This window comes from Pseudomonas sp. MPFS (genome assembly GCF_022537035.1).
Lineage (GTDB): Bacteria > Pseudomonadota > Gammaproteobacteria > Pseudomonadales > Pseudomonadaceae > Aquipseudomonas > Aquipseudomonas sessilinigenes.
Map to the genome: position 1 here is coordinate 865,526 of NZ_CP066123.1, position 22,768 is coordinate 888,293.

A 22,768-nucleotide genomic window follows, 5' to 3' on the forward strand; every position below is an offset into this window, starting at 1 on the left:
CGATTCCGTACCATTCCGGCCTGTTTTCCCCCGCCATTCCCCGGGCCCTGCGCGGCCCAACTATCAGGTCAATCATGAAAGCAAAACGTCTGCGTGCCGATGTCCTGGCCGGACTCACCACCTCCTTCGCCCTGCTGCCCGAATGCATCGCCTTCGCCCTGGTCGCTCACCTCAACCCGTTGATGGGCCTGTACGGCGCCTTCTTCATCTGCACCCTGACCGCGCTGTTCGGCGGCCGTCCGGGCATGGTCTCCGGCGCGGCCGGCTCCATGGCGGTGGTGATCGTCGCCCTGGTGGTGCAGCACGGGGTGCAGTACCTGCTGGCCACGGTGCTGCTGGGCGGGCTGGTGATGATCGCCTTCGGCCTGTTGCGCCTGGGCAAGCTGGTGCGCATGGTGCCGCACCCGGTGATGCTGGGCTTCGTCAACGGCCTGGCGATCGTCATCGCCCTGGCCCAGCTGGAGCATTTCAAGAGTGGCGAGCACTGGCTCAGCGGCCAGCCGCTGTACCTGATGGCCGGCCTGGTGGCGCTGACCATGGCCATCGTCTACCTGCTGCCGCGCCTGACTCGGGCGGTGCCGCCGGCGCTGGTGGCGATCCTCGGCGTGGGCCTTCTGGTGTACGTGCTGGGGTTGCCGACCCGCACCCTGGGGGACATGGCCCACATCGCCGGCGGCTTGCCGGCGCTGGCGTTGCCGGACGTGCCCTGGACCCTGGAAACCCTGGGCATCATCGCGCCCTATGCCTTCCTGATGGCCATGGTCGGCCTGCTGGAAACCCTGCTGACCCTGAACCTCACCGACGAGATCACCGAGACCCGCGGCTACACCAACCGCGAGTGCGTGGCCCTGGGCGCGGCGAACATGGTCTCCGGCGTCTTCGGCGGCATGGGCGGCTGCGCGATGATCGGCCAGACCGTGATCAACCTCAGTTCCGGTGGCCGTGGGCGCTTGTCCGGGGTCGTGGCCGGGGTGCTGATCCTGCTGTTCGTACTGTTCCTGTCGCCGCTGATCGAGCGCATTCCCCTGGCGGCGCTGGTGGGCGTGATGTTCGTGGTGTCGCAGCAGACCTTCGCCTGGGCCTCCTTGCGGGTGGTCAACAAGGTGCCGCTCAACGACGTGCTGGTGATCCTCGCGGTGACGGTGATCACCGTGTTCACCGACCTGGCCACCGCGGTCATGTGCGGCATCGTCATCGCCGCCCTCAACTTCGCCTGGCAGCAGGCCCGCGAGCTGTACGCCGACAGCCACCTGGAAGCCGACGGCAGCAAGCTCTACCACCTGCACGGCACCTTGTTCTTCGCTTCCACCACGCCGTTCCTCAACCAGTTCGACCCGGCCAACGACCCATCGCGGGTGACCATCGACTGCCGGCACCTGAGCTTCGTCGACTATTCGGCCATCGCCGCGCTCATGACCCTGCGCGAGCGCTATGCCAAGGCCGGCAAGCAGTTGCGGGTGCTGCACCTGTCCGAGCGCTGCAAGAAGCTGCTCAAGCGCGCCCGGGTCCAGCACGACTGACGGCCTGCGGGCGAGCCGTCGCGCTCGCCCGTCCGCCCGGCACGGGCATGAAAATACCCGGTGCCGATTTTCATCACCGGGGCTTTTGCATAGTCCTGCACGACAAAGCCTGCCTCTTTACGAAAATCAGTTTCATATGGTTTGAAATTCACTGCCTAAAGTGATTAAAAACTTTCATAACCATTCGAAACGACGCTGTTTTCAAGGAGGTATCCGTGGCTCCTGTATCGGCTTACGGACTGCTGGGTTACGCCGCAGTCGCCATCATCGCGTTGATCGTCCTGATCGCTCGCTACCGGCTCAATCCCTTTATCGTCATTACCCTGGTCTCGGTGGGCCTGGCGCTGGTGGCCGGCATGCCGGCCTCCGGGGTGGTGGCGGCCTATGAGGCCGGGGTCGGCAAGACCCTGGGGCATATCGCCCTGGTGGTAGCCCTGGGCACCATGCTCGGCAAACTGATGGCCGAATCCGGTGGGGCCGAGCAGGTGGCGCGCACCCTGGTGGCCCGCTTCGGCGAGCGCAACGCCCACTGGGCCATGGTCTGCATTGCCTTCCTGGTGGGGCTGCCGCTGTTCTTCGAGGTGGGTTTCGTGTTGCTGGTGCCCATCGCCTTCACCGTGGCGCGGCGGGTCGGGGTATCGCTGCTGATGGTTGGCCTGCCGATGGTCGCCGGGCTGTCGGTGGTGCATGCCCTGGTGCCGCCGCACCCGGGGGCGATGCTGGCGGTGCAGGCCTACCAGGCGCCGGTGGGGCAGACCTTGCTGTACGCGATCCTGATCGGCGTGCCCACGGCGATCATCGCCGGCCCGGTGTATGCGCGGCTGATCGTGCCGCACATCCAGTTGCCGGCGCACAACCCGCTGGAGCAGCAGTTCATCAACCGTGAACCGCGCCTGCGGCTGCCAAGCTTTCGCCTGACCCTGGGCACCATCCTGCTGCCGGTGGTGCTGATGCTGCTGGGCGGTTGGGCCAACCTGATCGCCGCCCCGGGTACCGGGCTCAACCAGTTCTTGTTGTTCATCGGCAACTCGGTGATCGCCCTGCTGATCGCCACCCTGGTGAGCTTCTGGACCCTGGGCCTGGCCCAGGGCCTGAACCGCGAGTCGATCCTCAGGTTCACCAACGAATGCCTGGCGCCGACTGCCGGCATCACCCTCCTGGTGGGGGCCGGTGGCGGCTTGAACCGGATCCTCATCGACTCCGGGGTGACCGAGCAGGTGACCGGCCTGGCCCATCAGTTCCAGTTGTCGCCGTTGTGGATGGGCTGGCTGTTCGCGGTGCTGATGCGGGTCGCCACCGGTTCGGCCACCGTGGCCCTGACCACCGCCTCGGGGGTGGTGGCGCCGGTGGCGGTCGGCCTGGGTTATCCCCATCCGGAACTGCTGGTGATCGCCACCGGCGCCGGCTCGGTGATCCTCTCCCACGTCAACGACGGCGGCTTCTGGCTGGTCAAGGAATACTTCAATATGAGCGTCATCCAGACCTTCAAGACCTGGACCGTGCTGGAGACCCTGATCTCGCTGATCGCCTTCGGCCTGACCCTGGTTCTCGCGGAGTTTCTCTAGATGGACATCCTTTACCAGATCCGCTCGCGCCTGGACGATCTCAGTACCGGGGAGGCGCGGATCGCCCGGCTGATGCTCGATGACGTGGGCTTCGCCGCCTCCGCCAGCCTCGAGGAGCTGGCCCGGCGGGCCGAGGTCAGCGCCGCGACCCTGTCGCGTTTCGCCCGCAGCGTCGGCTGTCGGGACTTGCGCCAGCTGCGCCTGCAACTGGCCCAGGCCAGCGGCGTGGGCAGCCGCTTCCTCGATCCGGGGGCGAGCACCGAGTCGTCCGGTTTCTACCGGCAGATCGTCGGCGATATCGAGTCGACGCTGCACCACCACCTGGCGGGTTTCGAGGGGGCGCAATTCGCCGATGCGGTGCGTCTGCTGGGCCGCGCGCGGATGATCCACGCCTTCGGCACCGGTGGCTGTTCAACCCTGTGCAGCGCCGAGTTGCAGGTGCGCCTGGTGCGCCTGGGCTACTGCATCGCCGCCTGCCATGACCCGGTGATGATGCGGGTGACCGCCGCCTCCCTGGGGCCGCAACACGCAGTGATCGCCTGTTCCCTCAGCGGCCTCACCCCGGAACTGCTGGACGCGGTGACCCTGGCCCGCAGCTACGGCGCCGCTGTGCTCGCCATTACCTTGCCCGACTCGCCCCTGGCCGGGCTGGCGGACGTGCTGTTGCCACTGCACAGCGCCGAGACCTCGTTCATCTACAAACCCACCGCCGCCCGCTACGGCATGCTGCTGGCCATCGACGTGTTGGCCACGGAGCTGGCCCTGGCCATGCCCGACGACAATCAAGAGCGCCTGCGCAGGATCAAGCTGGCCCTGGACCATTACCGTGGCGGCGCCGACAGCCTGCCCCTGGGAGACTGACATGCGCTACGACACCCTGATCCGCAATGCCCTGGTCATCGACGGCAGCGACCGTCCCGGCTATCGCGCCGACCTGGCCATCCTCGACGGGCGCATCCAGCGCATCGGCGAGCTGGCCGGTGCGCTCGCCGAGGTCGAGATCGATGCCGCCGGCCGCGTGCTGGCCCCGGGCTTCATCGACGTGCACACCCATGACGACACGGTGGTGATCCGCCAGCCGCAGATGCTGCCCAAGCTCAGCCAGGGGGTGACCACGGTGGTGGTGGGTAACTGCGGCATCAGTGCCGCGCCGGTGACCCTCAAGGGCGATCCGCCGGACCCGATGAACCTGCTGGGGCAGCGCGAGATGTTCGTCTACCCGCGTTTCGCCGACTACCGCGCGGCGGTGGATGCGGCCCGTCCGGCGGTGAATGTCGCGGCCCTGGTGGGGCATACCGCCCTGCGCAGCAACCACCTGGCGGACCTGTACCGCACGGCCACCGCTAGCGAAATCGCGGCCATGCGCGAGCAATTGCGCGACAGCCTGGAGCAGGGCGCTCTGGGCCTGTCCACCGGGCTGGCCTACGCCAGCGCCTTCTGCGCGAAAACCGATGAGGTGCGTCAGCTGGCCGAGGAGTTGACGGCCTTCGGCGCGCTGTATGCCACGCATCTGCGCAGCGAGTTCGAGCCGGTACTGGAGGCCATGGACGAAGCCTTCCTGATCGGCCGTTCGGCGCGGGCACCGGTGATCATCTCTCACCTCAAGTGCGCCGGCGCCGGCAACTGGGGGCGCAGCCCGCAACTGCTGGCGGCCCTGGAGCAGGCGGCGCAGGAGCATCCGGTGGGCTGCGACTGCTATCCCTATGCCGCCAGCTCCTCGACCCTGGACCTCAAGCAGGTCACCGATGCCTATCGCATCACCATCACCTGGTCCACGCCGCATCCCGAGCAGGGCGGACGCGACCTGGCGCAGATCGCCGCCGACTGGGGCCTGGATCTGCAGGCCGCCGCCAAGCGCCTGCAACCGGCGGGAGCGGTGTACTACGGCATGGACGAAAGCGACGTGCGGCGCATCCTCGCCCACCCGCTGACGATGGTCGGCTCCGATGGCCTGCCGGAAGACCCGTTCCCCCATCCCCGGTTATGGGGCGCCTTTCCCCGGGTGCTGGGCCACTTCAGTCGCGACCTGGGGTTATTCCCGCTGCACACTGCGGTGCACAAGATGACCGGCCTGTCGGCGGCGCGCTTCGGCCTGCGCCAGCGCGGCGAGATCCGCGAAGGCTATTGGGCCGACCTGGTGCTGTTCGATCCCGAGCGGGTCCGGGACGTGGCCGACTTCCAGGAACCACGGCGCCCGGCCCAGGGAATCGACGGGGTCTGGGTCAATGGCGTGAGCAGTTATGCCGCCGGCCAGGCCAGCGAGCAGCGCCATGGGCGCTTCCTGCCCCGGGAGGGCGATTTGCGCCAGGGGTTCGGGATGCCAGGCTGATTTGTTGATCGCCGTCACAATGGTGGCGCATTGATATTAAAGAAAGCCCGCGTGGCGCCGAAGTGCTGGCAATCGGGGTCGCTCTCAGCGACCTGTTTCCAGTCAGGGAGTCACGCAATGAGCTTTGGCAAAACCACCCCCGTCCTGCGGATCTTCGATGAAGCCAAGGCCCGGGAGTTTTACCTGGACTTCCTGGGCTTCAGCCTCGATTGGCAGCATCGCTTCGAGACCGATCTGCCGCTGTACATGCAGGTCTCCCGGGGCGAGTGCGTGCTGCACCTGAGCGAGTACCATGGCGACTGCACCCCTGGTGCGGCACTGCGTATCGAAACCGATGAACTGGAAGCCTTCCAGCAAGGGTTGCTGGCCAAGCAGTATCCATTCTCCCACCCGCAGATCCAGGCCATGCCCTGGGGAAGCCAGGACATGACCATCAGCGATCCTTTCGGTAACCGGTTGGTATTCACCAATACCATCAGTGCCTGATGCGGGTCAGGCCTGTGTGGTGGGGAGGGCGGCCTGGCGAAACTGGCCCGGGGTCAGGCCGGTGCGGGTCTTGAAGCTGCGGTGGAACGAACGGGGTTCGGTGAAGCCCAGGCGATCGGCGATGTCGTGGATCGACAGCTCGCTGTGCCGTAGATAGTGCTCGGCCAACTCTTGGCGCAGGTCATCGAGAATCTGCTGGTAGGACGTTCCGTCCTTGAGCAATTGGCGTTGCAAGGTGCTTACCGATACCGACAGTTGCTCGGCCACTTGTTCCTTGCGCGGCAGGCCATCCTTGAGCAACTGGCGCAGGACGCCCTGCACCTGCAGCGCCACCGGTGCATCGGCCAACGAGGCCATCATCGCCTGGGCATGGTCTTCCAGGGTCTTGAGCAGGCGCGCATCGGCCTGGCGCAAGGGCAGTTGCAGGTAGTTCAGCGGCGCCACCAGGGCCGAGCAGGGCTGCTGGAACAGCACCGGGCAGCCCAATAGCGCTTCGTATTGCTCGACCTGGGCTCGCTCCGGCAGCGGGTGCTCGAACCACACGGCGCGAGGCGACAACTGCGAATCGGCGATCCAGCGGGCATACAGTAACCAGGAGGCGAGCACGTTTTCCACCAGGTGCCGGCGGATGTCCGGGCGCTGGTGGCGGCAGCTCCAGACCAGGCGTACCTCGTCGCCTGCCACCTCGGCGCGGCTGGTACCCATGTCCCCCACCAGTTTTTCGAACGGCATGATGCGCGCCATGGCTTCGCCCAGGGTCGCGCAGTTCATGGTGATGTAGCCCAGTACGTTCCAGGAGTTGGGTTTGACGAAGCGTGCTGAATTGAGCCCGAACAAAGGGTCGCCCGAGTGCAGGCAGAAGTAGTCCAGCAGGCGTTCGTGGACCTCCACCGGCAGGCGCAGGCTGGTGTCGTTCAGTTGCTCGGCTTGCAAGCCGGCGGCTGCCAGCGCCGGTTCCGTGGCGATGCCCAGTTGCTCGGCATAGAGCAGGTACTTGAGCAGGGGCGGGACCGAGGTAAAACCGAGGCTGGGCATGATTGGGTTCCTGGCAACGAATCCTTCGGACAGCAGGATGCAGACCGGGAAAGGTAAGGGCAAACCGCGCGCGCTGTAAATGCCTGCTCACCCCGCCTCTTGTAGCCGCTGCCGCAGGCTGCGGCTACAGAAGTCGAGCATCCAGGCGTGGCGCACCTTGCGTGCGCCGGGTATCTGGCGTCCTGCACATGACCGCCAGCCTTGTTCAAAGGCGGCGGCCATGGGGTACAAGTCAGACGCGGAAGTGGCTGACCATCATTTGCAGTTGGCCGCCCAGGCGGGCCAGCTCGACGCTGGAGGCAGCGGTTTCCTCGCTGGCGGCGGCGGTCTGTTCCGACACATCGCGCACGTTGATGATGCTGCGGCTGATCTCCTCGGCCACGGCACTCTGTTCTTCGGCCGCGGCGGCGATCTGCTGGTTCATCGACTGGATGTTGGACACCGTGCGGGTGATGTTTTCCAGGGAGGCACCGGCCTTGCGGGTCAGCTCGACGCTGCTGTCGGTCAGCACGCGGCTGTTTTGCATCACGGTCGCCACTTGCTGGGTGCCGTTCTGCAGGCCGGCCACCAGTTCCTCGATTTCCTCGGTGGACTTCTGGGTGCGCTGGGCCAGGGCCCGGACCTCGTCGGCCACCACGGCGAAACCGCGACCGGCTTCACCGGCGCGGGCGGCTTCGATGGCGGCGTTCAGGGCCAGCAGGTTGGTCTGCTCGGCCACGGCCTTGATCACGTCCATGACGCTGCCGATCTTGTCGCTTTCCTGTTGCAGCACGGTCATGGCGTCAGTGGAACGCACCACTTCGCTGGCCAGGCGTTCGATCTGCTCGATGGCCTGGGCCACGACCTTGTCGCCTTCGCGAGCTTCGCCGTCGGCAGCCGAAGCCGCCTGGGAAGCCTCTTCGGCGTTGCGCGCGACTTCCTGCACGGTGGCGGTCATCTCGTGCATGGCGGTGGCTACCTGGTCGGTCTCGACTTTCTGGCTGTTGACCCCGGCGCTGGTTTCCTCGGTCACGGCCGACAATTCTTCGGCGGCGCTGGCGATCTGGGTCACGCCGTCGCGGATGCCACCGATCAGCTCGCGCAGGGTCACGCCCATGCGGGCGATGCCTTGTTGCAGCACGCCCAGCTCGTCGCGCCGAGTGATGTGCATATCCTGGGTCAGGTCGCCGGAGGCAATACGCTCGACAGCGGTCAGGGTTTCGCGCAGTGGGCGGGTGATCTGGCGGGTGATGATCACCGCGGCCAATACGCCCACCAGCAGCGCCAGCAGGGTGCTGGTCAGTTGCAGGCTGCGGGCCTGGGTGCTTTCGATGTCGCGGCGATCCAGTTGGATCTGATACAGGGCATCGCTGCGCTCGACGATATCGGCGCCCTGGTCGGTCATTTCCTTGCGTGCCTGCACGGCGTCGGAGAACGCGGCCTTGAAGGTCTGCAGCGAGCTGCGGTAGCCGGCCAGGGCGCTGGTCAGGCGTTGCAGGGCATCGCCCTGGGTACGGCTGAAGTGTTTGTTCAACTGCTCCAGCTCGGCAATCGCGGCATTGAGCTGCGTGACCGCCTTCTGCTCGGTTTCCGGATTGCTGGTGGTGACGTAGCCACGTACTTCATAACGTGCCAGCTGGAAGGCTTCCTTGGCCTCGGTGATGGCCTGGAACTGCTCGAAGCGCTCGTCGCTCAGGGGCATCTGCTTGACCCGCTCGTTGATCCCGTTGATCAGGTCGTTGGCGTCGTCGGCATTCTGGTTCATGGCCTGGCGCGCGGCGTTGCCGGTGCGGTAGGCGTTGCGCATCTTGTTCAGCGAGTCCTGGTAGGCGGCGATGGTCGCGCCCAGGCCTTGCAGCAGCTTGATGTTCTCCGGGCTCTGGAACGAGGTCAGGAGCTTTTTCTGTTGGGCGCTGAAATCGTCCAGGGTGTTCTGCACGCCCTGAGCGGCAGTTTCGTCGCCGTTGGCCAGCATGTACTGCAGGCGGGTGACCCGCAGCTTGGTCAGGCCGATGTTCAACTGGGTGATGTCGCTCATCCAGTTGCTGCGGTCGATAAGGCCGCCCAGGCTGGTCCAGCCGGTCAGTGCAAGAACGGTGGTCAGGGCCAGGACCAGGCCGAAGCCCAGGCCCAGCTTAAGGTTGACGCTGATGTTGGCAAACCAACTATTCATTGAATTCCTCCAGGAACGTAGCGCTTCTTGATCTCAGTTGGCCGGAAGATTGTTGTTCTTGGTGACCAGCAGGGTGTTTTGTAGGGGATGTATCGGCGGGATGTGCCATAGCTGAAACGATTTCGTCGGCATTGCGCCAAGACAATGTTTCAGGTTTTGACGGCTATTTTGCGGGATGAACCGCCGGTCCGTTGAGCTTTTTTTCACATTCATTTCACCGCGCCCCCACGGAGCCCGCCCTAGAGTCTTTGCGTCGCTGCCCAAGGCTGGCGGCAGCGCTCAACTGTCATCAGGTTTTTGTAGCCTTGGCACGAGCTGCTCAACGCAATGAATCACTTTGGAAAGGGCGGCTGGACTGTGACAACAAGACCGATGTTCGTGGTGGCCAAGCGTCCCTTCCTGCGGGGGGCCGTGGCCCGTTACAAAAAGCCCCTGATGCTGTTGTTGGGAGCCCTCCTGGTGCTTTTATCGAGCCTGTATCTGTTCAGGCCGGCCCAGGTGCCTGACCTGACCCGCGACAACGCGGCCGGGGTCAAGGCGTTGGCCAGCGGTTGGGCCAAGGGCGACATGATCGTCCTGGTACGCCATGTGGAACGCTGTGACCGTTCCAATGCCCCATGCCTGGGGCCGGCCGACGGCATCACCGACCGCGCCCGTGAAGTAGCGGTTGCCCTTGGCGCCAGGTTCGAACAACTGGGCCTGGAACATACCGATATCTACAACAGCCCGCTGACCCGTACGGCACAGACCGCTGGCTTCATGTTCAGCAAGGTCAGCAGCGGTGACAACTGGTTGTTCAACTGCCGGGGCAGCATGCTGCGCGATGCGCTGGCGCATAAGGTTGCCGGGCGCAACCTGGTGCTGGTAACCCACAGCGAATGCATGACGCAAATGGACAAGGACCTGAACCTGTCGACTCCGACCTTGGGCTACGGCGCGGCCATGTTCGTTTCCACCGACACCCTCAACGGCACCCCGAAGATGCTCGGGTTGATCGAGGCCAGCGACTGGCGCTCGGTGAACCTCAAGCCCTGAAATCGTCGATCTGCAGTGGCCCTGGCCTGATGCCTGGTGGACTTATGGACAGGACGTGCTCTGACTCCCCCGAGCACGTCCTGGATGCTGGCGTTCGATTAACGGGAAGGATTGGCATCCAGGCGGCGGATATTGCCGATTTGCCTGAGGCTCAGGCCGTACTTGTCCGCCAGCACGCTGCGGGAAATGCCCCCCATGCTTTCCAGCTGGATGTGCTGGTTGCGGATCTGCCGGCAGAAGTGGTCAGCCTTGGGAATCTCCAGCGCCAGCCCGGCGAAGCGTTCGATCAGGGCACTGAGGGCATCGGCGGGCAGGATCAGCGCCAGCGTGGTGCGTTCGGCATGCTTGGGAATGTACTTGGGACGCCCGCCATACTCGCAGGTCAGGCGGTAGGCGTTTTCCAGGCCGATGCACTCGATAAGGGCCTGGAGCGAGTGGGGGAGTTGGCTTACATCGATGAGGTTGAGGTCTTTCACGTCCATTTGGTACCTCCTTGGAATTATGGGTAAGGCCGGTTCGATCCTAAGGAGGTGGCTTATCTTTTGTTCAGTGGGAAATCTCCCCCTTATTTATGACACAAGGTGTTGTGGCGCTGGTGTGCCGGTGCCCGTGCGATGGGGCCGCTGCGTGGGGCCGGTGGCATGTACCAGGTCGGTGATCGCTGGCCTGGCGGGGAGAGATGATGGGGGCAAAAAAGGCTCAAAGGATTGGCACAGCGCAATGGTCATCTGCCTTGGCCGCGAGTAAAGTGCCGGCGCCCGGGAAATGAGTTCCCGGTGTTTTTCCATGGAGTTGCGTTGTGAAGCACATCAGCAAAGTCGTTGCCTCGGCCTGCCTGGGCCTGGTTCTCGCAGGTTGCACCGGTACCCCGATGAAAACCCAGCAACTGGACAGCAGCCAGTACACCGTCATCGGTCACAGTGAGGCGAGCGCTACCGGCATCATGTTGTTCGGCCTGATCCCGATCCAGCAGAACAATCGTTTCGTCCGTGCCCAGACCGCAGCGATCCAGGCCAAGGGCGGCGACGCACTGATCAATACCCAGATCCAGGAAAACTGGTTCTGGGCCTGGGTCCTGAGCGGCTATACCACCAAGGTTTCCGGTGATGTGGTCAAGCTGAAGACTCCTTGAGCGAACCCGGTTCGCCAATGAAAACGGCACCTGTACCAGGTGCCGTTTTTTTTCGTCTTAGTGGGCCGGTGCCAGGGTGACGAAGTAATAGGGCTGGCGCCCAACCATCATGGTCTTCTGCACCTGCAAGGGCGGCTTGGGAGGCTCGGCGCCACCCAACACGGCCATATGTCCAGGTGAATCACGCAGGAATGCGATGAGCTGTTCCTCTGTCTGCAGGTCCTTGAGCAGGCTTCGGGTATAGAACACGCTGGCTCCGGCAATACGCTCGTTGGCCTGGTACAGCGCCATTTGATGACCACTGGCCTGCAACGCCATGATCTGGTCCGTAACCGGCACGAACGACAGTTCGCGGTCGGCTCTTGGCGCGGCCCATTGGGCGTTGACCAGATAGGCACCGATCACCAGAGCCATGACCGTGGTGACCAGGCCTTTGCGTCTTTGCCCCAATGCGCTCCAGAAACCTGTACTGGCCGACCGCTGTGCCAGGCGCTGGTACAGCACGGCACCATACTCGGCTGCCAGCACTGCCGCCGCCGGAGTCAGTGACATCAGATACACCGTGCGTTTACTCGACGCCAGGCACAGGAGAGTGAATTGCGCCAGCAACCAGATGACCATGAACAGCAGGTAGCGATTGTTCGCCAGGCTTTTGCGGAAATGCCACAGGCCCAGGTAGACCAGGATGTTCCAGGGCAGGAACGCCTGGGGCAGCTTGGCCAGGTAGTAATAGAAGGGCTCATAGTGCCCGGCCTCCACGAAGGAGCCGTCAAAGCGCCCAACGCTGTTGGTCCATAACACTTCCCCCAGGGCCTGCATGCCACCACGCTGGTACAGCACGGCGAGCCATATGGCCAGGGGCACCAGCCCCAGCAGCGTCAGCAGCGCAGGACGCAGCCAGTGACCCAGGGCCAGGCGCTTGTCGATCAGGCTGTCGGCCAGCAGGTAGGTGAAGATCACCACCCCAGGCATCGCCAGTCCTAGTATGCCCTTGCTCAGGGTGGCGATAGCGATCCCGCCAGCAAAGGCCAGCCAGGCCAGCAGGGCCGGATGCCCAGAGGCCTGGCGGCGATGAGCCTGGAAGAACGCCAGCAGGGCCAGGGTCACTCCCAGACTCAGCAGGGCATCCTCTCCCACACCCCGCACGTTGCTCCAGTAACTGGCCATGGTCGCCAGCATCACGCCGGCGATGAGGGCCAACCCGGCGGGTCGTCCGAAACGCCGCAACATGGCATACAGCAGCATCACGCTGAACAGCCCGGCAAAGGCCGAGGCCAGGCGTACCGCCAGCGGCGTGCCGCCAAAGGCGCGAATGGCACTGGCGTCGAGCCACAGGCTCAGGGGCGGCTTCTCCAAAAATGGTGTGCCGAACAGGCGCGGCGTGACCCAGTCGTCATCCAGGTGCATCTGCATGGCGATCCCGGCAACCCGGGCTTCGGTGGAGCCTTGTAGCTGGTGATTGCCCAGGGCAAAGAAAAACAGCAGGCAGGCGAGTAGGAACAACAGCGGGGCAGGTCGTGACATGGGTTATGGGCCACCAGATCCGGAGCGCAGGCAAATGCTGCGGGCAAGCCCCGGAGTATACGGAGGCAAGTCTTAACGAATTGTGAATAAGTAGGAGGTTTTGCCGTCGGTATTCCATGGGCCAGGGGCGTGGGCCTAGTCGAGCGTCTGCTGTTCGTAGGCGGCGACCGCTTCGGGAAACAGTTGCTGGTAGAGCGGGTAGGCGATGCCCAGGACGCTGACTTCGATGGCGTCCTCGCCGCATTCCTGGCGCAGGTCCAGGATGCTGACCGCCATGGCCGGCAAGGGTTGGCCCAGGTGATAGGCCACCAGGTGCAGGTCGCTCTGGTCTGTGCCATTGCGTGCCCGCACCTGTTCCTGGACCGAGGCATAGGCCGGGGTAACGAAAAACTGGCCGCAAGCGACGCCCATTGGCGGATCGCTGGACTCCAGTGCGGTCCAGCCCAACAGGGTCGAATCCTGGAAAATGGCGAACCTGGGTGGCTGGGACAAGTGGGAGGACATGCAGGCTCCAGTGTTCAGGCGCTCGCGGTCTGTTGCAGACGGGCGATGCGTCCCTGGCCCCAGGCAGACAGTGCCTCGACCACCGGCTGCAGCGATCGCCCTTCTTCGCTCAGGCGATATTCCACCCGCGGCGGGACTTCGGCGTACACCGTGCGCAGCACCAGGCCGGCGGCCTCCAGGTCACGCAGCTGCTTGGTCAGCAGGCGCTGGGAAATCCCGGGCAGGCGCCTTTGCAGTTCATTGAAACGCAGGTAGTCGTTGTTGAGCAGTTGGTGCAGAACCACGCCTTTCCAGCGTCCATCGATCAGGTCCAGGGTGACCTCGACCGGGCATCCGGGAATGTCCTGGTAGTGCTTGTTCTTCATCGTCTGACGACCCTTTTGCGTAGCTGGTACGCAAAAGTACCGTACTTGTGCGGGTGGGGCATGAAGGATTTAAGTGTGCGCTTTGAGTCTTCGGGAAAGCCTTGCAATGCACGTCATCCATTATCTTCCAGGGTCGGATCTGACCGATCCCCAGGCCCTTTTCGAGCAGCAACGACCAGTGCCGTCGCTCGCCCCCCATGACTTGCTGGTGGAGGTGCGCGCGGTATCGGTCAACCCGCTGGATACCAAGGTCCGGGCGGGACTGGTGGCGGTGCCCGATAGCGTGCAGGTCCTGGGTTGGGATGCCAGCGGGGTGGTGCGTGCAGTGGGCAGTGCGGTGACCCTGTTCGCACCGGGCGACACGGTGTTCTATGCCGGGACTTTCACTCGCGATGGCGCCAATGCCCAGTTGCATCGGGTCGACGAGCGCCTGGTGGGGCACAAGCCCAAGAGCCTGTCCTTCGCCCAGGCGGCGGCGATGCCACTGACTTCGCTGACGGCCTGGCAGTTGTTGTTCGAGCGCTTGGCCCGGGTGCCTGGCGATCTGGCCAGCCAGGGGACCTTGCTGATCCTCGGCGGGGCTGGTGGCGTGGGCTCGGTGTTGATCCAGCTGGCGCGCAAGTTGACCGGCATGACGGTGATCGCCACCGCTTCGCGGCCCTCCAGCCGCCAGTGGTGCCTGGCGTTGGGAGCCCAGCATGTGCTGGATCATTCCCGCCCGCTGGTGCCGCAGCTGGCGCAGTTGCAACTGCCGGGCGTGACCCATGTCGCTGCCCTGGCCCACACCGCAGAGCACTTCGCCGAACTGGTGGAGATCATCGAGCCCCATGGGCATATCGCGCTGATCGACGATCACCAGTCCTTCGATGCCGTACCGCTCAAGAGCAAGAGCGTGTCCTTGCATTGGGAGATGGTCTTCACCCGGGCGCTGTTCCAGACCCCGGACATGCACGAGCAACATCGCATCCTGGAGCGTGTGGCGCAGCTGCTGGACCAGGGTGTTATCCGCTGCACCCTGCGCGAGGTCTTGAGCCCTTTTACCGTGGACAACCTGCTCTTGGCCCATGGGCAGGTGGAGCAGGGTGGCCAGCCCGGCAAGGTGGTGGTGGCCCATGATCCCGATGCCGGTCTCGGTCACTGACCGGTCAGCGCAGGTGGCGCCCGGTACGCCACCAGAACACTGCCCCGAGGAAAGCCCCTGAACCGGCGAACAGCGGCAGCATCGGCAGGTAGCTTTGCAGGCTGGTGGCTGGGGCTTCATCGTCGGGGGCGTCGGTGAAAAAGTCGGGCGAAAACAGGCTCGCCACCACGGGCATCGTCGGCAAGGAACCCAGCACTCCGCAGAACAGGTAGATCAGCACATGGCGCCAGGCGAAGCGCTGGGCCAGCCAGAAGAACAGCGCGCAAGGAAAGGCGGCCAGGATGCTGACCAGCACGATGATCAGCAGCATTGCCTGCACGGCGATGGAAAAGATATCCGCGAGGGTCTGCCACAGCGGCTCGCTACTGCTGGCCAGGATCAATATCGCTACCAGCAGGACGACCGTCAGGGCCAGCACCGCAATGCCGATGAAGTAAGTGGCAAACCATTCCAGGGGGTGCACGCTGCGAATGGCCGGGAAGTTCTGGGGCATGGGAAGAGTCCCTTTCCGGGAGTTGATGACCGGGCCAGGTTATCGATGGCGACCGCTGCGCTGGGTGGAGTTTGTGTGTGTTTTGTGTGGGAGCGCTTGCCGGTGGATGACAGCTGTCGCTGAAATACTCTATACAGGTGACGGCTCGCGGCCCCAGTCGCGGGCCTTGTGGTTTCGCCCAGCCAAGGAGATGGAGATGATCAAGTTCCTCAACGTAACCGAGTTGCCCCGCACCCCTGTGCATTGCCATGCCGGCTCCGTCAACGGAGCGATCAATGCCTGGGAGCTGAAAAATCGGGCTCTCAATACGAAGGGGTTTGTTTCATGTCCAAAGAATTACTCGGAGTTTCTGCTGTAGGGCTGATGGTGCTGGGCGAGTTCTGCGCCATCTACAGTGAAGTGGTGGTGGCGCGGCTGGCCCATGCCGGCAACACGGGGAGCAGCGGGCTGCTGGTGCCGGTGCTGATCATGTGCCTGGGCGGGCTTTGCCTGCTGGCGGCCTACTGGCTGGGGTACATGGCGGTGGGGGATATCTGGATCGTCACCGTGGTCTCGGTGACTTCGCTGCTGCTCCTGGAGCCGCTGGTGATCTGGGCGCTGTTCCAGCAGATGCCCGGGCGCGGTGCGCTGATCGGCTTCTGCCTGGGCGCACTGGGAATGTTGTCCGCGGTGTTCCTGTAATCCGGGGGCGCTCGTTTCGGCCTGGCGGGCAATCTGCCGGGCCGTTGTCCCTCAGTCCCTTGCCTGGGCGAAATAGCGGCTGGGCGCCTGTCCCAATACCTTGCGAAACACGCCACTGAAGGCGCTTGGACTGCTGTAGCCCAGGTCCGTGGCCACCCGGGTCACGGGCTGGCCATTGCCCAGGCGGACCACCGCCGCCAGCAGGCAGGCCTGCTGGCGCCATTGGACGAAGCTGACCCCTGTCTGCTGGCGAAACAGGCGGGTGAACGTGCGTCGGCTCATGCCGGCCCGCCGGGCCATCTCATCGATCGTCCATTCCAGTGATGGCTGTTCCAGCAAGGCACGACAGGCCTTCATCAGGCGCGGTTCGGCGGGCAGTGGTGCGTTGAGCGGCAGGGCGACCATGGCGCCAATCTCATGCAGGAGCAGGTTCATCAACTGACCCTGTATGCCCTGGGGGGCGTAGCGGGGAGGAATGTCCACGGCACGGATCAGCAACTGGCGCAGCAGTTCGGACACCTCCAGCACCTGGCACTGGCCAGGCAGGCCCAGTCGGTTGGCTGCACGGACCCGTACATAGGTGTTGAGCATCAGCACCGGCCCGCTCATCTGCATGGCATGGGGGACATCGGCCGGCACCCAGATCGCCCGTTGCGGTGGTACGACCCAGTTGCCCTGTTCAGTGAACACGCTGATCACTCCCGAGGCGGCGTAGGCGAACTGCCCGCGTCGATGACGATGCTCGCCAAAGTGTTGGCCGTCCTGGTAGTGCGTGGCGGTCACCACGGCATCTCGAGGCGTGTTTTCGTAGGGGTCGATATCGGTCGGGTGCATGGCCCGAATTTAATGGAATCTGACCTGATACTACAAGCGGGCCATGGCCGCACACGTTGATAGTTCGCTCCCGGTCGGGGAATGACCTGCGACTGTCTTTACCGGAGTGTGCGATATGCAGAACAAACACCTGTTCCTGGCCTTGCTGGTGACAGCTCTATGGGGGCTCAACTTTCCCGTCACCAAGCTCGGTTTGGCCAATATCGATCCGTTGTTGCTCACCGCCCTGCGCTTCACCCTGGCAGCGCTGCCCTGGGTGTTCCTGATTCCGCGTCCGCAGGTGGCCTGGGGCTGGCTGGTGGCCTATGGCTTGATTTTCGGCGTGGCCATGTGGGCTCTGATCAACCTGGGCATTGAGCAGGGCGTCGCTCCAGGAACCGCTTCGCTGTTGATCCAGTTCAGTGCCTTTTTCTCCCTGGGCTGGGGCGTCCTGCTGTTTGGCGAACGCCTGCGCCTGTCACAGGTGCTGGCCACCGGCTTGGCGGCCTGGGGCTTGCTGCGGATCGTCGGCACCAGTCCCGGGCAGGCCACCACCTTGGGTTATGCCTTGCTGTTGGTCAGTGCATTCAGCTGGAGCCTGGGCAACGTCATCATCAAGCGCTGCGGGGTTCGGGAAGTGTTCGCCTTCGTGGTCTGGGCCAGCCTGTTCGCCCCGTTGCCCTTGCTGGTGCTGACCTGGCTGAGCCACGGCAATGCTCCTTTCGTGCAGCTGGTCGGAGAAATTTCCTGGACTTCGATCTTTTCGCTGCTGTTCCAGGTCTATGTCGCGACGCATTTCTGTTACTGGGGCTGGAACCTGCTATTGCGCGAGTACCCGGTGTCCCGAGTGGCTCCCTTGTCGTTGCTGATTCCGCTGTTCGGTACCGCAGGCTCGATAGTGTTGCTGGGGCAACAGGTGACGCTCGACGACGGGCTGTCCATGCTCCTGGTGCTGCTGGCGTTGTTGGTGGGCCAGGTGCGCTGGCGGTTTGGGGGTGTGTGGCGATAAGTGGGCGAGGAGGTTTTTTCAAGCCTCGTTCAGGCATCGTTCAGTGATCGCTCCTGCAACATTGCCAGCCTTCCGCCGGGCCTTTGGAACGGCACTTTCTGGTAGAGCGAAGATGCTTCGAGAAAATCGTTTCGTGGCCCAGGCCTGGGCTGTGTACCTGGTGGCCCTGGTGCTGTTTACCTGGGGCATCTGGGACGAGCAACCCCAGGGGTTCGATGGCCGCTGGGCGCTGTTCCTGCAGGAAATGTTCCGTCATGGCGCCAGCCTGTTTCCCACCACCTATGGCCAGCCCTACCCGGATTACCCCGGCACTGCGACGTTTTTCAGCTATCTGTTTGCCCAGGCTTTCGGGGCGCCCAATCACCTGGCCAATGTGTTGCCCACGGCCTTGGCGTCGGCCGGGGTCCTGGCGTTGTTGTACCGCCTGCTGGCGCCAATGGGGCGAACCTGGGCCTTGCTGGCGGTTTTGCTCACGGCCCTGACCAGCCAGTTGCTGGACAAGTCACGCTCGGTTTGCCTGGACCAGATGGTGTCGCTGTTGTGCCTGGGCAGCTTCTATCTGTTGCACAGCGGTGAGCAGCTTGGCTCGCGGCTGCGCCAGTGGGCCGTACTGCCGCTGATGGTGCTGGCCTTCGCCATTCGTGGCCCCCTGGGGGTGGTGGAGGTCTGTGGCGTGGCCTGTTTCTACTGGCTGCTGGGCGATGTTCGAACGCCTCAAGCGCGCAAGGCGATGTTCATGCGCGTCGTGGGTTACGGCATGGCGGGGTTGGTGCTGCTGGCCGGTTGCTGGTGGTTGTTGATGAAGCTCGCCTACATCAGTGGCGGCGACGGTTTTGTCCAGCAGGTCTATGACATGCAGGTGAGGGGGCGCCTGGATGAGAGCGGTGAGCCGTTCTACTTCTACTTCCAGCTATCGCTGTACCGCTACTTCCCGGTAGTGCCATTGGCCCTGGCCACGCTCTGGGTTCTACGGCGCCAGTGGGCACGACGCCATGTCGATGCGCAGCTGCAACTGGTCCTGCGTCTTGGGGCCTGTGGCCTGATGATCCTGTTCGGGCTTTCCGTACCGAACTTCAAGCGCGCCTATTACATCCTGCCCATGGTGCCGATGTTCGCTGCCGTGGCGGCCTACGGCTTGCTCAATGCCAAGGGGTGGATGGCCAGGTTGGGCAAGGGCTATCAATGGCTGGTGGCCCTGTTGCCGGGGTTGTGCATCGTGGTGCTGTTCATCCTGCGCCATAGCTGGGGCAAACACGGCTACTGGCCACCGGTGTCGATGCCGTTGTTGATCGTGATCTTCGCCTTGTTGCAAGCGCTGGTGTTGTACCACTGGCGGCGCACCGCAGCGGACCTGGGCAGGCGCCTGGTGCTGCTCAGCGGCCTGGCGCTGGCGGCGCAGTGGCTATTGTTGGTGACGGTGGTGGACCCGGCCAAGGATTTGCAGTTCGATACCCAGGGCTTCGTCTCCCAGGTCGAGCGCTTGCGTGCACAGCAGCCAGGTGCGCTGGTGTTCTTCAAGCTTGGCCAGGACACCTGGGCGGTGCGCTACATGATGAACCTGGACTATGACGAGCGGCCGTTGTTTGTCAGTGGCGACGCGCCGGAACAACTGGATGAGCTGCCGCATGGCGCTTGGGTGATCGTGGCGCGCAAGGAGCGAGGACTGCTCCAGGGGACCTCGCTGGAGCACCTGCAACCGGTGTACGAGGGGCGCCTGAACGATAATCCCTGCCTGGTGTTCAAGCTGCCCTAGCGGCTTGGCAGCCATCGCTGCAGAACGTATTTTGGACCTTTGGTCAGGAGCAGGCAGGGAGCGCTCATGCAGTGTCAGGTACGGAAGGCCGAGGCGGCCGATGCAACGCGGATCAGCCAGGTGATCCTGGCAGCCCTGCTCACCAGCAATGCCCAGGATTACCCGGCCAGTGTGATCGAGCGGGTCAAGGCCAGCTTCACTGCGGATGGGGTACTGCACCTGATGCAGAGTCGGCGGATGTTCGTGGCCTTGGTCGATGGCGCCCTGCTGGGCACTGCGAGCCTGGATGGGCGTGCGGTACGCACGATGTTCGTCGACCCGGCATGGCAGGGGCGAGGCATCGGCCGATGCTTGATGCTGGCTTTGCAGCAAGTGGCCAGGGAGTCTGGCGAGCAGTCGCTGATCGTCCCGGCCTCGATCACTGCCGAAGGATTTTATGCGCGCCTGGGGTTTCGCACGGTGCGCGAGCAGCTCGACGGCGAGGAGCGGACGCTGATCATGGCGCGCCCGCTTTAAGGCGTGGCTACAAAAAAAGCCGCGGCCTCCAGGGAGGTCCGCGGCTTTTTCAGGTCTGGATCAGCCGATCAGTGGATCGCTACCGGGTTGATGTTGACCTGGGTCGAGCCTTTGTACAGCGGTTGGCCGAGGACGAACATGAACTCCCAGGCCTTGTCCCGCACCAGGGCGCGGCTGTCGATCAGCTCCAGGTTGTAGATACCGTTCTTGGCCAGCATGTACTGGTTGACCGGGAACTCCTGGCCATCTTTGGCCGGGTAGATTTCCGAGGCCCAGGTGTCGCCGCCGAAGGCCACGATCTGCTTGTCCACCAGCCATTTGGCTGCCTCCATGCCGATACCGGGCTCGACCGCGAGGAATTTCTGGTTGTCCTTGCCGATCAGCTCCAGCCAGCCGGTGTTGAACAGCACCACGTCACCCTTGCGGATGCTGATGCCTTGCAAGTCCAGGGCCTTCTGGATATCGGCGACGGTGAATTCGGTCTTCTCCGGGACGATGGCCTTGCCGTAGACGGCGGTCATGTCCAGCACCACGCCCCGGGTCACGATCGGCGGTACCTTTTCGATACCGAGCTTCTTCACGCCCTCGACGCTGACGAAGTCCGCCGCGCGATTGCCGTTGTAGTAGACGTTGTCGATACCGATATGGCCAATACCGTTGAGTTGGGTGCCGACCCCGGTCCAGCCCACCACCAGTTCATCGTTGAAGGTGAACTTGTTGGGGCCCAGGGAGGTGCCGCCGGCTTCGCCGGGTTGCACGTTGGTCAGGTGGAAGCTGCGATGGCGGAAGGCCGGCAGGTTCTTGTCGATGGGCACTGCCAGCGGGTAGGTCTTGCCGGTCTTGATCAGCTTCGCGGCATCGAGCACCGACTGGGCATCCAGCAGGTTGACCGCGCCGATCTCGTCTTGCGCGCCATATTTGGAGGGGTACCACTTCTGGGTATCGGCGGCATGGGCCGCACCGATGGAAAACAGCAGGGTAAAGGGCAGGATCAAACGATTGAACATGGGAAAGTCCTTGGCAAGTTGCAGTGGGGCCAAGGTACGTGGCGCAGCCTGGGGGAAACAGGCAGGTATGCTCAATACATTTGTTCGTAGAAGTCAGGAATAGCGGCTGGAATCCGTATCGCCGATGGTCAGGAGCCGCTTCTCCTGGGGCCTGGAATGCAACTGGTCTGAGTCGCTTTGATTTTTTTATAGGTAATGTATACGTTACTTTAATGTTTGACTGTTACGTATATAGAACATGGATCATGCACTCATTACATTGCGTCTAGGCGAGCAGATTCGCCAGCGCCGCCTGAACCGCGGGTTGACCCAGGCCAGCTTGGCGTCCTTGGCGGGCATTACCCGGCAGAAAGTCATAACCATCGAAAGGGGCGATTTGTCGGTGGGCATGATGGCTTACGCACGAGTACTGGCAGCCCTGGACTGTGAGTTCACTCTGATGCCTGCCGCCATGCCCACGTTGGATGAGATCCAGGGAGTGTTCGAGTGATGCCGGCCATGCTGCAAGTCGCAACGCCAGAGGGTGGGAGTGGAAAGGTCTTCAATACCGCCGGGGACTATCTGTTTCGCTACCACGAAGGCGCCGTGGCCCAGGCAGCTATCAGTCTGTTGATGCCTGTGCGCGTGGAGGAATACCGCTACCACGAGCTGCACCCGATTTTCCAGATGAACCTGCCGGAAGGTTATGTCCTGGAGCAGTTGCGCAACCGTCTGGCCAAATTGGTGAGCATCGATCCCATGTTGCTGTTGGCCCTGTCTGGCAGCAGTTCTCCCATCGGCCGAGTAATGGTGCACTCCCCTGAAATCGATGCGCTCTTGCAACGCCAGCAGTTTGCCGGAGAACGGCTTGAGGAAATCCTGGCCTGGGACGGTGCCGAGGATATTTTCGCTGGCCTGGTGGATCGCTACATCCTGCGCGCCGGTATCTCGGGCGTTCAGCCCAAGGTGCTGGTGCCTGAGCAGCAGGACGCCATGTCACCGCGTTTTACCTCGAAGACTTCCGACTTGATCATCAAGAGTGGCCGGGATGAGTTTCCAGGGCTGGCGATCAACGAATTTCTTTGCATGTCCATGGCCCGGGAGGCGGGGATTGCGGTTCCGGAGTTCTATCTATCCGCCAACGGCAAATTGTTCGTCATGCGTCGCTTCGATCGGGACGAGCGGCTCGATCCACTGGGGTTCGAGGACATGGCTGCGCTGATGGGGCTGGGTACCGAACAGAAGTACAGCAAGAGTTATTCGGCGATTGCCAAGGCAGTCCGCCTATTCTGTGCGCCCGAGCAGGTGCGGGGCTCGCTGGCCCAGTTGTTTGCCATGGTAAGCCTGAGTTGCATCGTGGGTAATGGCGATGCCCACCTGAAGAATTTTGGCCTGTTGTACTCCGATCCTACCCAGCGCAACGCACGGCTTGCGCCGGCCTACGACATCGTCAATACCACGGCGTATATTCCGGAAGATGTCCTGGCACTGGATCTGCTTGGCAACAAGTCTCTGTTCTCTTCGCGCCAAGGCTTGCTGGAATTTGCCAGGGTCTGTGATGTAGCACGGCCCGAAGAGGTCATTCGCGAGCAGCTACAAGTTGTGGAGCGGGTGTTGGCCCGTTCGCCAGAATGGGTTGAACAAGCGCCCCAGGTCGTCGCCGCAATCAGGCAGTGTGCCGAGCCGTTCATGAGAACCTTCGGCTAGCTCCAGGCATACGCTGGCAGCC

At 63.4% G+C, this 22,768-nt stretch carries 23 protein-coding genes; 14 read left to right on the forward strand and 9 right to left on the reverse strand.

Annotated features, from left to right (window positions below):
• Window positions 1–74: 74 nt before the first annotated feature.
• The 5 genes from I9018_RS03820 (at window position 75) to I9018_RS03840 (ending at window position 5,900) form a co-directional block, all read left to right on the forward strand.
• A complete protein-coding gene (locus I9018_RS03820; RefSeq protein ID WP_022638954.1) occupies window positions 75–1,520 on the forward strand; it encodes a SulP family inorganic anion transporter in 1,446 nt (481 codons plus the stop codon).
• 215 nt (window positions 1,521–1,735) lie between these two features.
• Window positions 1,736–3,085, forward strand: a complete 1,350-nt coding sequence (locus tag I9018_RS03825) for a gluconate:H+ symporter (RefSeq protein WP_241108770.1) — start codon at window positions 1,736–1,738, stop codon at window positions 3,083–3,085.
• A complete protein-coding gene (locus tag I9018_RS03830; RefSeq protein WP_068577434.1) occupies window positions 3,086–3,946 on the forward strand; it encodes a MurR/RpiR family transcriptional regulator in 861 nt (286 codons plus the stop codon). It abuts the gene before it with no gap.
• A gap of 1 nt (window position 3,947) precedes the next feature.
• Window positions 3,948–5,414 carry a D-aminoacylase gene (locus I9018_RS03835; RefSeq protein WP_241108771.1) on the forward strand — a complete coding sequence of 489 codons (1,467 nt, stop codon included), beginning with the start codon at window positions 3,948–3,950 and terminating at the stop codon, window positions 5,412–5,414.
• A 117-nt stretch (window positions 5,415–5,531) separates the two neighbouring features.
• The gene (locus I9018_RS03840; protein ID WP_068577438.1) at window positions 5,532–5,900 is read left to right on the forward strand and encodes a glyoxalase superfamily protein; all 369 of its coding nucleotides are present in this window, start codon (window positions 5,532–5,534) and stop codon (window positions 5,898–5,900) included.
• A gap of 6 nt (window positions 5,901–5,906) precedes the next feature.
• Here the strand turns inward: I9018_RS03840 and I9018_RS03845 are convergent, their stop codons facing one another.
• Window positions 5,907–6,935 carry an AraC family transcriptional regulator gene (locus tag I9018_RS03845; protein ID WP_241108772.1) on the reverse strand — a complete coding sequence of 343 codons (1,029 nt, stop codon included), beginning with the start codon at window positions 6,933–6,935 and terminating at the stop codon, window positions 5,907–5,909.
• A 232-nt stretch (window positions 6,936–7,167) separates the two neighbouring features.
• A complete protein-coding gene (locus I9018_RS03850; protein WP_241108773.1) occupies window positions 7,168–9,087 on the reverse strand; it encodes a methyl-accepting chemotaxis protein in 1,920 nt (639 codons plus the stop codon).
• A 372-nt stretch (window positions 9,088–9,459) separates the two neighbouring features.
• On the opposite strand from I9018_RS03850, the gene I9018_RS03855 reads away from it, so the two are divergent.
• On the forward strand, window positions 9,460–10,122 hold the full coding sequence (locus tag I9018_RS03855) for a histidine phosphatase family protein (RefSeq protein ID WP_225926578.1): 663 nt from the start codon (window positions 9,460–9,462) through the stop codon (window positions 10,120–10,122).
• A 98-nt stretch (window positions 10,123–10,220) separates the two neighbouring features.
• Here I9018_RS03855 and I9018_RS03860 read toward each other — a convergent pair whose 3' ends face one another.
• Window positions 10,221–10,604: a transcriptional regulator gene (locus I9018_RS03860; RefSeq protein WP_241108774.1), complete on the reverse strand. Its 384-nt coding sequence runs from the start codon at window positions 10,602–10,604 to the stop codon at window positions 10,221–10,223.
• Between the two features lie 317 nt (window positions 10,605–10,921).
• Between I9018_RS03860 and I9018_RS03865 the strand changes: the two genes are divergently transcribed.
• Window positions 10,922–11,254 (forward strand): hypothetical protein, encoded by a 333-nt coding sequence (locus I9018_RS03865; RefSeq protein WP_068577446.1) that lies wholly within the window; start codon window positions 10,922–10,924, stop codon window positions 11,252–11,254.
• 57 nt (window positions 11,255–11,311) lie between these two features.
• On the opposite strand, the gene I9018_RS03870 is transcribed toward I9018_RS03865, so the two are convergent.
• The 3 genes from I9018_RS03870 to I9018_RS03880 form a co-directional block, all read right to left on the reverse strand.
• Window positions 11,312–12,778: a phospholipid carrier-dependent glycosyltransferase gene (locus I9018_RS03870; RefSeq protein WP_241108775.1), complete on the reverse strand. Its 1,467-nt coding sequence runs from the start codon at window positions 12,776–12,778 to the stop codon at window positions 11,312–11,314.
• A 135-nt stretch (window positions 12,779–12,913) separates the two neighbouring features.
• A complete protein-coding gene (locus tag I9018_RS03875; protein ID WP_176719756.1) occupies window positions 12,914–13,282 on the reverse strand; it encodes a hypothetical protein in 369 nt (122 codons plus the stop codon).
• Window positions 13,283–13,296: 14 nt separating this feature from the next.
• Window positions 13,297–13,647 carry a helix-turn-helix domain-containing protein gene (locus I9018_RS03880; RefSeq protein WP_241108776.1) on the reverse strand — a complete coding sequence of 117 codons (351 nt, stop codon included), beginning with the start codon at window positions 13,645–13,647 and terminating at the stop codon, window positions 13,297–13,299.
• 106 nt (window positions 13,648–13,753) lie between these two features.
• Between I9018_RS03880 and I9018_RS03885 the strand changes: the two genes are divergently transcribed.
• On the forward strand, window positions 13,754–14,788 hold the full coding sequence (locus I9018_RS03885) for a zinc-binding alcohol dehydrogenase family protein (RefSeq protein WP_241108777.1): 1,035 nt from the start codon (window positions 13,754–13,756) through the stop codon (window positions 14,786–14,788).
• Window positions 14,789–14,792: 4 nt separating this feature from the next.
• Here the strand turns inward: I9018_RS03885 and I9018_RS03890 are convergent, their stop codons facing one another.
• Window positions 14,793–15,281 carry a hypothetical protein gene (locus I9018_RS03890; RefSeq protein ID WP_225926556.1) on the reverse strand — a complete coding sequence of 163 codons (489 nt, stop codon included), beginning with the start codon at window positions 15,279–15,281 and terminating at the stop codon, window positions 14,793–14,795.
• Window positions 15,282–15,644: 363 nt separating this feature from the next.
• Here I9018_RS03890 and I9018_RS03895 point away from each other — a divergent pair, with 363 nt between their 5' ends.
• Window positions 15,645–15,962, forward strand: a complete 318-nt coding sequence (locus tag I9018_RS03895; RefSeq protein WP_022638973.1) for a hypothetical protein — start codon at window positions 15,645–15,647, stop codon at window positions 15,960–15,962.
• 51 nt (window positions 15,963–16,013) lie between these two features.
• On the opposite strand, the gene I9018_RS03900 is transcribed toward I9018_RS03895, so the two are convergent.
• Window positions 16,014–16,796: a helix-turn-helix transcriptional regulator gene (locus I9018_RS03900; RefSeq protein WP_124345699.1), complete on the reverse strand. Its 783-nt coding sequence runs from the start codon at window positions 16,794–16,796 to the stop codon at window positions 16,014–16,016.
• Window positions 16,797–16,911: 115 nt separating this feature from the next.
• Here I9018_RS03900 and I9018_RS03905 point away from each other — a divergent pair, with 115 nt between their 5' ends.
• From I9018_RS03905 to I9018_RS03915, 3 genes are all read left to right on the forward strand, one after another.
• Window positions 16,912–17,784, forward strand: coding sequence for an EamA family transporter (locus tag I9018_RS03905; RefSeq protein ID WP_241108778.1), 873 nt, complete (start codon window positions 16,912–16,914; stop codon window positions 17,782–17,784).
• A gap of 112 nt (window positions 17,785–17,896) precedes the next feature.
• On the forward strand, window positions 17,897–19,537 hold the full coding sequence (locus tag I9018_RS03910) for a glycosyltransferase family 39 protein (RefSeq protein ID WP_124345700.1): 1,641 nt from the start codon (window positions 17,897–17,899) through the stop codon (window positions 19,535–19,537).
• 66 nt (window positions 19,538–19,603) lie between these two features.
• A complete protein-coding gene (locus tag I9018_RS03915; protein ID WP_241108779.1) occupies window positions 19,604–20,053 on the forward strand; it encodes a GNAT family N-acetyltransferase in 450 nt (149 codons plus the stop codon).
• Between the two features lie 68 nt (window positions 20,054–20,121).
• On the opposite strand, the gene I9018_RS03920 is transcribed toward I9018_RS03915, so the two are convergent.
• Window positions 20,122–21,060 carry a cyclase family protein gene (locus tag I9018_RS03920; protein WP_068577466.1) on the reverse strand — a complete coding sequence of 313 codons (939 nt, stop codon included), beginning with the start codon at window positions 21,058–21,060 and terminating at the stop codon, window positions 20,122–20,124.
• A gap of 238 nt (window positions 21,061–21,298) precedes the next feature.
• Between I9018_RS03920 and I9018_RS03925 the strand changes: the two genes are divergently transcribed.
• Both I9018_RS03925 and I9018_RS03930 read left to right on the forward strand, forming a co-directional pair.
• On the forward strand, window positions 21,299–21,550 hold the full coding sequence (locus tag I9018_RS03925) for a helix-turn-helix transcriptional regulator (RefSeq protein ID WP_022638979.1): 252 nt from the start codon (window positions 21,299–21,301) through the stop codon (window positions 21,548–21,550).
• Complete coding sequence (locus tag I9018_RS03930) at window positions 21,550–22,746, forward strand: type II toxin-antitoxin system HipA family toxin (protein WP_241110106.1); 1,197 nt, start codon at window positions 21,550–21,552, stop codon at window positions 22,744–22,746. Before I9018_RS03925 ends, I9018_RS03930 begins: the two co-directional genes overlap by 1 nt.
• The last annotated feature ends 22 nt before the right edge of the window (window positions 22,747–22,768 follow it).